Raw genomic sequence first — 9,849 nt, 5'->3', positions numbered from 1 at the left:
TTGTAATTGTCCTTGGGGTAATGGTGGATAGTGTCCGCCTCATACCGGACGCGTGAGAGGGCCAGCATATCTTTAGGCGGTAGCCACTCGGATTTATACGGTCTTTCGGACTGCACACCGCCAGATGCGTTCTCGGCCTTGTCTAGGCCGGTTTTGGAAAGGCCGCTTTCGTATGGAATAACGTATCCAGCTGGTATTATGCATCCATCGGATATACAGTCTGGAGTTAACGTTTTGTTGCCCCCGACAATATGGTCTGAATCTGGCATTTCACGGTTCCAACAGGCGGCGCAGATATCATCGTCTCTTTTGCGCTCACATAGCATATCCTCATACCCGTATGTAAAAGGGCATCCGACGCATCCTCCGTCAAACGAGTGGCTAACATTTCCCGGATGCTCCTGCATCAGTTTTTCTTTAAATGTCATTTCTTCCCCTTCCCATCGTCGACGCTGACAACCCGGACTTTACCCAGCGGTTCCAGCCTCATGGCTACGGCCTCTTTGGTGGAACGCATATTACCACTCCTCCCAATATTTCCGCATCTCGTTCACGCTCACAAAATTCTGCATCCTCGTAACATTCCCCCGCTCCCGTCTGACCTGTAAAATCGTATGTACCTCCCAAGGCGGCTTTACTCGGCGTGTCCGCGCTGTGACGGAGATGTCTCCAAGCCTGCGGGTCATATCCGTCTCTAAGCCCGCATCAAGGGCGGTCTGGAGCGTGCGGAGGTCATTTTCTGACAGTAGGTTCAGCGGGGTTCACCTGCCTTTAGGGCGGCTTCGGCGGCTGAGTGGGTGGGAAAGGCGGTTTTGCCCCAAATGCAATATCTCTCGCCATCAGAGACCGTCACGAGTCCACCGTTCGTGTCATGCCTGACATTTTTGATTTTCCCTGTGCATATTTCATATTTTTGGGCCTTAATGCTCCATCTGAATGAAAATACATCATCCCCCACCTTGCACGGCAGCACCACGCACCGTCCGTCTTTGTCGGCTTCTGCGAGTTCGCAAAGTCTTAGCCATTCAGGCGATGGTTTGTATTCTCCGCCTTGCAAAAGGCTTCTCATACTGGTGATTTCCTCCGGCTCCAGCCCGGTATCCTCATAGGCGGCGAGGCGGTCAACGCCCTCTTGCCGCGGCACTTTGAGCGTCCAGCCGCCCAAGATACTTTTCGTCGTTAATCTCTCCATCCTCATTCTCCTTTCGGCGGTTCGGGCAGCGGTCGCCAGTGGGTGATGTCCGTCCGCTTGCTGTGCAGCATAAATCCTTTGGATATCTGTATTTCTGCTTCCGTGCCACCCATGGCGGGAGAGTATGCTATGACGCGCTCCCCGCGCTCCGGCAACCTCTCCCCCACGGGAATCCAGCGGTTGGACGCTTGTGCCGCCTGAACCTCCACTTCCAGCTTCGCCAGTTCAATATCTCGCCTCACTGATTCTTGCGCAAGCTTTACAACCTCTCTCCGCAGCGCTGTAAGCCTCTCCACCTCCGCCAGCAGAAAAGAGATATCGTCGACCGTACATTTGCCAACATCAAGAAACTGCGAATTTCCCGGCGTGTACCGTGCACGGATTTCAGATAGTCTGTCCATTTGGTTCCTCCTCAACACGGTTCATGAATGTAGTAGCGGGCTATCTCGGTCAGCGGGATAAATGATTCCCGTCTATGCCCGTTAATCCGCGTTTGAATGTATAGCTTATCGTTCCAGTCCCCGCCCATGACCGCGATGCTCACGGCTTTGCAAAATTTTCTGGCATTACCGTTTTTATAGAAAACTTCAATTACCATCGTGTATCTCCTCCGCAGGCTGACGGAGCCAATCAAGCCCATGCGCCGCGTAGTACCCATAGGTCCGGTACGCTTCGATATGGGAAAGGAACTCAGCAAGTTCCTCATCATCCATGCCCCGAATGCGGTCGGCGTTTGTCTTGGGGTCGAAGTCAACCCCATAGAAAGCCCTCATCGCCGCGCACGCAGAACCGCGGTATTCGACCAAGCATTTCCCATAAGCGGGGCATTTGTAGCAGCCGCTATTCATCGTCCTCGCTCCTTTCCGGCTTGTGGCGGTAGAATCTTTCGTGGTGGTACAGGACAGTCTTGGCGAGCCCCTTCGAGGTAAAATACCACACTTGTGCATATGGCTCTAAAACTGCCGTGGAAACAAAAACCCACTCTTTGGCTCTTGCCATCCACACCGGCTCCCCATCCATCCCCCGCAGCTCTTCGAGGGTGAGCGGCTCGTTGGAGGATTGCTCAAATCCAGCCAAGACAGTACAGACAGCTCGTTCCAACACGTGGGCACTCTCGGCATTATCAAATTGCATACGCACAAGAACATTTTCCAGCTCATCCACCCGCTTCCCCTTGTCCCCTGTGGGGGAAGCAATCGGCAGCGGAGCGGATAGCCGACGAATATTGATTTCCCTTGGCGGGCCATTCTCTCCCTCGTGTGCGGTACCAACACCCAACTCTCCGCGGCCGAAGTGCAGCATTAGCGGCTCGTTGGTGGGCTGTGCGCGACGGAGTTCTGCAACAGCTCCGTGCAGAGCGGAACGTTGATATGCATACACCACCATGCAGTCCTCAATTTCGGGGATAAACGTTTCTAGGATATCTGCAATTTCATTAGGCGGGAATGGGCACGGCTTCAATTCACTCATTGGGGCCTCCATTCCCATCAAAATATCTTTGTGCGCTCGGCATACCAGCACCGCTTTGCCGACATCGCAGGGGATTGCACAAAAAGTATCATCGTTACAGTACGGTATCCATTCTTCGCCGCAGACCGGGCATACGTTGTTGCGCACCATGTGGTTGTTAAATCCGCGGCTTTTGTCGTCCAGATACGCTCCTAGCTGGTCATTGCCGCCACGCCGCTGGATTCCCGGGTCTGGTCTGAAACTCTCGTGCTCAAATTTGATGCGCCTGATTTCTCCTTTTATTTGGTCGGTCTTTTTGTTGCGTGGCGGAGGGGTGCCCATGGATTTAGCCATCCTGTCCGCCCTCCCCGGCCTGTGCGGCCCTATCTCCCCACAGCACTTCTGCAATTTCAACCTTTTTTCTGAGTTCGTTTGCGTGCGCCCCGCTATCCGTGATGCTCGTATCCGCATCGTATGCACACGCAAAGCAGCATATCTCGCCCCCGTGTTCACCCCGAACGGCATCAACAATGCGCTTCATGTCCTCCACCGCCGCCCGCTCCCTGTGCCGGGAGGCGGCAAGCTGGGCCTCTAACTCGGCCATGTCACGGCATTTTTGCTGGTAACTTTCCGCGCTTTTATACCAATTTGACCGCATACCGTCAGCCTCGTTAGTTTTTTGTAAAAGCTCGGCCTCTAAATCCGCAAGTTGCTCCTTAAGGTATCTGTTTTGCGCCCAAAACGTAATCCCCTCTAACTCAGCGATACGGGATTGCTGGGATTCCAGCAGGTCGGCGGCCCCCTCCAGCATACGCTTCACACACATATACCCATTTGCAGGGCAGTGTTCGCAGTCTGGGCGTTTGGTATCGGTATTTCCGCAGCACCGCAGCGCCCGGATAATCTCGTCAGGGTTCATTTTTTGTTCCATAGGGTCCCTCCTCCTCCAACAGCCGTTTTCTCTCCGCTTTAAACGCGGGGGACCTCCACTCCCCGTATGTAACACCGTGCTTCCGGGCCTGCACAGCTTCCCATTCAAGCGGAGTTATTTTTCTGGCGGGCTTGGATGAATTCGACGGGAGGCACGACCGGCAGCGCCAATTTGCAACCGCCTGCCGCCTTACGCTGCACCTTTCGGCAATTTCATTATCGTTCAGGCCCATTCTGTAAAATCGCATGGCCCGTTCACAGTCAAGCATCCCTTACACCTCCACGATGGAAATACCCAGACGTTCCTTCATGAGCTTTTTCTTCATGGTGTAAACGTCGGTCCGCTTGCCCTTGGCATCTTCCACCACGGAAAGCCAGTAGACTTCCCCGTTCACATCCGGCTTGGTGGCGCGTTCATAGGAAAAATCGGCCCTGTATGTAATCCCCCAGATGTGCGCTCCCTCCGGCGTGGTGTACGCCGCCTGCAATACGAACACTTCCTGCAATTTGAGATTGCGAATCACCCCAGCCCGTAGCTGAAGCATGAGCTGGTCAAACCGGCCGGCTTCTCTCCGGGAAGGAAATTTAATCGGCCTTCCCCCTTGCAGGCAGCGGGAGGTCGGCTCGTTGTGAAATTTGTTTCCCTTGGCCTGCTTCCCCAGCTTTGAAAGAATCTGCTTTTGCGCCGCCGGGGACAGTCTGGATAAATCAATGCTCATTTGCACCGCCTTTTAATTTCTGAATGTACTTCCGCATTTGATCTTCGTATCCTTTCTCGCAAATTGTCCCTTTTGATTTTTTCGTCTCACCAATGTGGATATTTGCGGAATCAGAGGTGGGGTTCTTTTCTCGCCCCTCCCACGTAATGATTTTTTGCTTCCAGTTTTTAACGTGGTTGCCCTTGCTGTCCACCCAGCCACCAGTATCGAAGTAGTCAAAAAATTTCTTCGGGTCAACGGGGCTGCTCCGTTCTCTGCAATAAGCAATCACATCATCAAGCGTGGGCGGAGAAAACGCTATACGTTCTCTCTTTATTGCTTTCTTATCATTCTTGCTTTCTTTATCTTTCTTCAATTGTGGTCGGTCGCTGGTCGGAGGCTGGTCGGAGGCTGGTCGGTCGCTGGTCACTTCGCTGGTCGGCTGTTGGTACAAATCGTAATTTTTTATAGTAATAATGCTGTATTGCGGGGTTGTTTGGTTGGTCACTTCCCCGGTCGAAATTAAGTGATTTATCGCAGTGCGGATGTTCCGTTCTGAAAGTCTCATTTCCTTCGCAAGAGAGGCCCTAGAGTAGACCCTTTGCCCCCGCTTAACTGTAATTCCCTTCCATTTTTTAGGCTCCCAATTGGCCGTTAAAATTAGGTGTAGGAACACATCTTTAGTAGCACTATCGGAGTACCACTCCCACGTTAAAAACGACCTGTAAAGCCGGATATATCCAGATTCGAGCATTTGTTCACCTCGTTAAAACGGAAGCTCCCCATCTTCCCCAATCTCCGCGAAATCCGAATGCGCGTCTACGGGAGCCGGGGCGCTGTATGTCGATGAACCGTCCCCGTCGCGCTTGGAATCCCCAAAATACACGTTATCGGCCACGACCTCGGCGGAGCGGCGCTTGCCGCCATCCTTGTCGGTCCAGTCGCGAAGCTGCAAGCGGCCTTCCACAACGGCCATACGGCCCTTAGAGAAATACTTGCTGACAAACTCGGCGGTACTGCGCCATGCAACAATATCCACAAAGTCAGTCTCTTTTTCACCGCTTTGGGTCTTGAAATCGCGGTCAACGGCAATAGTAAAAGATGCAACTGCCGTGCCGCTGCCTGTGCGGCGTAACTCCGGGTCGCGCGTCAAGCGCCCCATGAGAATGATTTTATTGAGCATCTTTAGCGCTCCTTTTTTTAAATGCCGTTTCAAATTGCATCCCTGTTTTATCAAGGACGAGGCTTACAAACCTCATTGGAGGGTCGTTCCGCCCTGTCAAATATGAGGATATAGTGGTTTGCCCTACGCCAAGCAGTTTAGCTAAATCGGTTTGCGTGACATTGTTGGCCTCCATCCAGTCAGTGATGTTTGGGAAAACATAATTTTTCCTCGGAACCCCGCTTTTTGTACAAACATAAGCAAACATCTGCCGGATGTACTCACGTGTAACCCCATACTTTTCCCCAATGTCTTGCAGCGTGTAGCCGTCAAGCTTCATTGCGAAAGCGTCCACTTTTTGTTTCTCAGTCATTTTCAGTCCCCTTTCAGATATGTAAGCCTGATATCATCCCAGCCCGGATACTTGCTCCTGAGATAACCGGCTATTTCGTTTTTTAAAATCTCCCGCTGGGTTGATTGGTCGTAGGCCCTGTGGCACGTCCGGCAGAGCGTCACGACGTTTTCAGGGATGCCAAGCCCTGACTGCCCACGGGACACGTAATGGGCGTTAGGAGCGCCCGGAGAGCCACAGAGGATGCAAAGGCCGTTGTCTCGGGCGTAGACGACCTTTTTAACGCGCGCGGGAATGTCAAGGGCCTTAGTGCGTCTGTTCATGCGCCGCCCTCGTCGAGCACCGCCATGTCGTATCCAGAACGAATAAACCGCAACGTCTTTTCATGGTTGCATCGGTTCCCGAGGTATGTATAAATTTCCACCATATCCGATGGTGAAAAGTCGGTATTGAGGAAAGCATTGATGCCATTCAGGTGGTACTTTTGTGATACCCGCGAGATGCTTTTGCTTGCCTCTCGTGATAGCCATTCCAAAATTTTTGCTTTTAACTCTTCCTCTGTTTCAAGCCCCTCCAGCAAAAAATAGCTGTTTCTTGCGGGGTAGATGATGATTTCATAAAGGCTATTTACAAAGAATTTCGGGAATGCCGCGCGAAGGCGGTTCCTTATTTCCCTGTTTTCAAATACGTTCATTTATCCTCCAATCCAATTTCATAGCGTCCAGTTTATCGGGTGGGAGCGTTTCAATGTCTTGCTCTTTGCAGTCGGAAACGACAAGATCAATCAGCCTCGCCATTTGGGCCGTATCGTAATCGCTGGAGCCGATAAATGATCGGATGTTGTGGTATCCAGCGGTATTCCGGCACGGGCCGATATCCTCAACCATCCTGCCGATATGCCCGCCGCACCACAGTTTTTCCCACGCGGTTATCCTGTCCTCTCTGACCGGGACAACCTCGTAATTCCCTGCAACATCCGGTACATAGGCCCGATAAATTTCCTCTGGTGTGATACCGAGTTTTGCAGCCAATTTACCGGCCAGCACCCAGAAATAAGCGTTTGCGTCAAGGCTCCGCTTCTCCCGGTGTACCTTCAAATCCGCATCGTATAGTTTTGGCTCCATCTTCCCGCAGAACTCTTTTGCCGCCGCAGGGGCGGTGACGTGCAGACAAAGCCACACGCCGCCGCTATCCTGCATCCAGCGGGCAGAATCAAATTGCATCATTTTTCTGCGCGGCATTCATGCACTTTATGCACAGCTTGCGCTTAAACTTCAACGCTGTGTAAACTGCGATATCTTTGGCTTTCCAGACTTCCCCGGAATTGTTTTTCGCGTCTTTAATCGGTTTTCCGCATTCTTCACACAAAACAGGCTCTTCCTCTTTTTTGGCTTTTGCCGCCTTGTCGTCAAGTTCTGCGGAAGAAATCTTGTCCGGGTCTTCCCCCGTCGGGAGGGCGAACGTGCGGAGCCACATATACTTATAGGCGTAAGTCATGGCCTTTCCAGAGCCTTTGTCCTGTGTGTCCGCCCCGTCGCCGCAGGAGACGATATCAATAAATTCATCCGGCTGTTCCACGTTCAAAAGGCGGTATTTGACATCAACGTGGGTAATGCTACCCGTTCTGTTTGCGACCTGCTCAATCGGGAAAACGACCAGCCCATACTTCAACAGCTCTGCCCTCATGATGGATGTAACCTTTTCCTCTGAAAGGGCCTTGTAATTGGTGGTCCCAAAGGATACCTTGTCGTCCTTGGCTAAATACTGCACATCCTGCATAATGGCAGTTATCTTTTCATAAATATTCATCACTTTACCCCAACGAAAAGGTTTTCAGATAGTTCAACGCCGGGGATTTCGATGCCGAGTTTTAGGCTTTGTCCAAGCTTTGCTTTATCCGGCTCAGGCGCGGAATATTTGAGATAATCGCGCCGCGCGTTTTTCTCTGCCCACTCGATAAGCGCGTCTGCGTCCTCGACTTTGACGGAGGTTGTGCGCCGGAAAGTGACCGCACATTTCGGGCTTTGGAATTTTTCACCATTTAAGGCCGCGGACAAATATCGTTTAAGGCTGTCTGCCTTGCGCTCTGCGGAATGTCGACGCTCGGCAAGGCTGATTTCCTCATCCCTGATTGCCTTAGCTTCCGCAGCCAGATTCTTATACCAGCAGGCCACATTCTCAATCTTGGTATCACGGGCCATGCTCAGTTCTTCCAGCTTTGCAAGGTCTGTGATTTCCCCGGTTTCAGGGTCTACCAACGCGGTGATTCTCGCATCAATTTCGTAAAGATTCATACATCCTCCGCTTCTTTAAAATCAGGGCTTCCGCAATCAGGGCAGTAGATTTCCTTACGCCATTCGCGGTTCTCTCCGTCAATTAACTCGCTGAATGTACGGATACGCGGGAAATCAAATGTCCTGCCGCAGGTATCGCATTTATACATCTTGACAAATCTCACTTTCTGCCCGATAATGGGGCGTGTATCTTTTTTCTCTGCCGCCTGTGGGACTTGCACTCTCACAGGCGGCGCTTTTTTGCGCATACGGGGCATATGTAAGGCCGGTTGTCTCTCTGCCGGGATGCATTCCAGCGGCAGTGGCAGCGGGTGCATATGAGGTGATGGAGCTTCATTGGGCCACCCACCACACCGTCAAACTCTGCCGCCCGCACTGGATGGCGTAGTCGTAGTCCGGGGTGTAAATGTCAATGGCGTTCCCGGTCACACCGGTATCCGTCGCCCAAAGCTGCTCTATGCTGCCGTCCGCATACTCTACAAAAACGTCCGAGTACAGCGGGATTATCTCGGGGTCCACGGCGCAGGTCAGATGCTCCACCACCGGCAGGCCGGAATATGTAATGCCGTCGTCTTTACCGCACTCCTCAACACTTGCCGTGTACCACGTAACCGTGCAGTCCTCGATCTTGTTGGCCTTTGCCAGCAGAGCCACTTCAATCTTCTCGTTCTCGAAGTCCTCTGGAATGTCCGGCGCTTCCCAGCACTGCGCGGGGCCTGCCGGGGCGGAAAGCGTATCCGCAATAACGGCGGGTTCTGCTGATTTCGCCGTAGTGGTCAGCGCCAATACCACGGCAAGCACCGTAAGCGCCGTCAAGGTAAGCCGCAGGATGGCGCGGGCTGTTTTGTAGCTCATTCCGCGTCGCCTGTATATCCGTCGAGGACGAGATAATGTCCGCCATCAGGTCCGTTCCCGTTTGCATACAGTCCAGACCCCCAGATAAAACCTCTACCGTTAAATTCCGGGCGCTCCTCATCGCCATCAATTAAGAAAATATCTCCGGGTTCGCGATCATTACACGTTGCGTAGCTCGTGTCGAGCACATACACCCACTCCCCGACCTTTGCGGGGCGGGAGACGAGGGGGACGAGATGATCGGTGAGTTTGTGTCCATCGATATTCCGCGTGAACCAATCCCCATATGAAACCTCGCAGCCGTCATATCGAATAAGGTGTTTGTGCGCGGCTTCACAGGTATATACATTCCCTTTGGTAAGCCACTCACCCGGCTTATAACTCTTAATGCAGTACAGTTTTACCGGCTCCGGCGTTGCGGGCGCGGGCACTTTCACCGGCTCCGGCGTTGCGGGCGCGACCGCCTTAATTGGCTCTGCCTGCTCCCCGACCATCAGCACCTTGACCCTTTCAACGCCCAGCAGATACGCCACCAGATAGGCACAATAGCCGTCGTGCAAGGTCTTGTCTTCGTCAACGATGATCTGGCGGTCGAAGTGTCCGTTCGCGCGGTAGAAGTCCATGCACTTTTTGAGCTTTTCGAGGTGGGGCATGGACTTGTAAAATTCGTCGGCAATCTTGATTTCGCCGATGGGCAAAATGGGATTTGTAAATTTAAGCTTCACGGGGTTAGCCTCCTTTATGTTAAAAATCAGTTCTGCTGGGTTCACTTCGTTTCCAGTGGAGATAGCTGATAAAGCGGATGGGGTGCGGCTTGCGTGCCATCCATGCCGCGTGTGCATACTCAAAGGCGTATTTCTGCTTTAGGCGCAGAAGGCGGTTCCGGCTCTGGCTCATGAAAACCTCCTAATTTTTCT

Annotated in this window: 19 protein-coding genes; all 19 read right to left on the bottom strand. The window is 52.5% G+C overall.

The window, feature by feature from the left end; all coding sequences use genetic code 11:
- Positions 1-428 (bottom strand): hypothetical protein (locus RTK01_RS14105; protein ID WP_312281582.1); only part of this gene is annotated, 428 nt, incomplete at its 3' end.
- Positions 429-751: 323 nt separating this feature from the next.
- Complete coding sequence (locus RTK01_RS14100; RefSeq protein ID WP_312281581.1) at positions 752-1,192, bottom strand: hypothetical protein; 441 nt, start codon at positions 1,190-1,192, stop codon at positions 752-754.
- 2 nt (positions 1,193-1,194) lie between these two features.
- Complete coding sequence (locus RTK01_RS14095; RefSeq protein WP_312281580.1) at positions 1,195-1,593, bottom strand: DUF551 domain-containing protein; 399 nt, start codon at positions 1,591-1,593, stop codon at positions 1,195-1,197.
- Positions 1,594-1,604: 11 nt separating this feature from the next.
- A complete protein-coding gene (locus tag RTK01_RS14090) occupies positions 1,605-1,790 on the bottom strand; it encodes a hypothetical protein (protein WP_312281579.1) in 186 nt (61 codons plus the stop codon).
- Positions 1,780-1,965, bottom strand: coding sequence for a hypothetical protein (locus tag RTK01_RS14085; RefSeq protein WP_312281578.1), 186 nt, complete (start codon positions 1,963-1,965; stop codon positions 1,780-1,782). Before RTK01_RS14085 ends, RTK01_RS14090 begins: the two co-directional genes overlap by 11 nt.
- 67 nt (positions 1,966-2,032) lie before the next feature.
- Positions 2,033-2,995, bottom strand: a complete 963-nt coding sequence (locus RTK01_RS14080; RefSeq protein ID WP_312281577.1) for a hypothetical protein — start codon at positions 2,993-2,995, stop codon at positions 2,033-2,035.
- Positions 2,988-3,572 carry a hypothetical protein gene (locus RTK01_RS14075; RefSeq protein WP_312281576.1) on the bottom strand — a complete coding sequence of 195 codons (585 nt, stop codon included), beginning with the start codon at positions 3,570-3,572 and terminating at the stop codon, positions 2,988-2,990. The genes RTK01_RS14080 and RTK01_RS14075 overlap by 8 nt, the downstream gene beginning before the upstream one ends.
- Before the next feature lie 271 nt (positions 3,573-3,843).
- Positions 3,844-4,290, bottom strand: coding sequence for a DUF1064 domain-containing protein (locus RTK01_RS14070; protein ID WP_312281575.1), 447 nt, complete (start codon positions 4,288-4,290; stop codon positions 3,844-3,846).
- Entirely contained in the window at positions 4,280-5,023 is a 744-nt protein-coding gene (locus RTK01_RS14065; protein WP_312281574.1) for a hypothetical protein, read from the bottom strand. The genes RTK01_RS14070 and RTK01_RS14065 overlap by 11 nt, the downstream gene beginning before the upstream one ends.
- A 12-nt stretch (positions 5,024-5,035) precedes the next feature.
- Complete coding sequence (locus tag RTK01_RS14060) at positions 5,036-5,452, bottom strand: single-stranded DNA-binding protein (RefSeq protein WP_312281573.1); 417 nt, start codon at positions 5,450-5,452, stop codon at positions 5,036-5,038.
- Positions 5,442-5,804 (bottom strand): helix-turn-helix domain-containing protein, encoded by a 363-nt coding sequence (locus tag RTK01_RS14055; protein ID WP_312281572.1) that lies wholly within the window; start codon positions 5,802-5,804, stop codon positions 5,442-5,444. The genes RTK01_RS14060 and RTK01_RS14055 overlap by 11 nt, the downstream gene beginning before the upstream one ends.
- A 2-nt stretch (positions 5,805-5,806) precedes the next feature.
- Positions 5,807-6,106, bottom strand: coding sequence for an HNH endonuclease (locus RTK01_RS14050; protein ID WP_312281571.1), 300 nt, complete (start codon positions 6,104-6,106; stop codon positions 5,807-5,809).
- On the bottom strand, positions 6,103-6,477 hold the full coding sequence (locus tag RTK01_RS14045) for a hypothetical protein (RefSeq protein WP_312281570.1): 375 nt from the start codon (positions 6,475-6,477) through the stop codon (positions 6,103-6,105). Before RTK01_RS14045 ends, RTK01_RS14050 begins: the two co-directional genes overlap by 4 nt.
- A complete protein-coding gene (locus RTK01_RS14040) occupies positions 6,464-7,009 on the bottom strand; it encodes a hypothetical protein (protein ID WP_312281569.1) in 546 nt (181 codons plus the stop codon). The genes RTK01_RS14045 and RTK01_RS14040 overlap by 14 nt, the downstream gene beginning before the upstream one ends.
- Positions 6,996-7,592: an ERF family protein gene (locus RTK01_RS14035; RefSeq protein ID WP_312281568.1), complete on the bottom strand. Its 597-nt coding sequence runs from the start codon at positions 7,590-7,592 to the stop codon at positions 6,996-6,998. Before RTK01_RS14035 ends, RTK01_RS14040 begins: the two co-directional genes overlap by 14 nt.
- Positions 7,592-8,077 carry a siphovirus Gp157 family protein gene (locus RTK01_RS14030; protein ID WP_312281567.1) on the bottom strand — a complete coding sequence of 162 codons (486 nt, stop codon included), beginning with the start codon at positions 8,075-8,077 and terminating at the stop codon, positions 7,592-7,594. Before RTK01_RS14030 ends, RTK01_RS14035 begins: the two co-directional genes overlap by 1 nt.
- Positions 8,078-8,410: 333 nt before the next feature.
- Positions 8,411-8,932, bottom strand: a complete 522-nt coding sequence (locus RTK01_RS14025) for a 3D domain-containing protein (protein ID WP_312281566.1) — start codon at positions 8,930-8,932, stop codon at positions 8,411-8,413.
- The gene (locus tag RTK01_RS14020; RefSeq protein WP_312281565.1) at positions 8,929-9,657 is read right to left on the bottom strand and encodes a hypothetical protein; all 729 of its coding nucleotides are present in this window, start codon (positions 9,655-9,657) and stop codon (positions 8,929-8,931) included. Before RTK01_RS14020 ends, RTK01_RS14025 begins: the two co-directional genes overlap by 4 nt.
- 19 nt (positions 9,658-9,676) lie before the next feature.
- On the bottom strand, positions 9,677-9,829 hold the full coding sequence (locus RTK01_RS14015) for a hypothetical protein (RefSeq protein WP_312281564.1): 153 nt from the start codon (positions 9,827-9,829) through the stop codon (positions 9,677-9,679).
- Positions 9,830-9,849: the final 20 nt, after the last annotated feature.

Origin of the sequence: Oscillibacter sp. (assembly GCF_031978065.1) — a bacterium.
Taxonomy (GTDB): domain Bacteria; phylum Bacillota; class Clostridia; order Oscillospirales; family Oscillospiraceae; genus Oscillibacter.
This window is presented reverse-complemented; position numbering and strand designations above follow the sequence as displayed.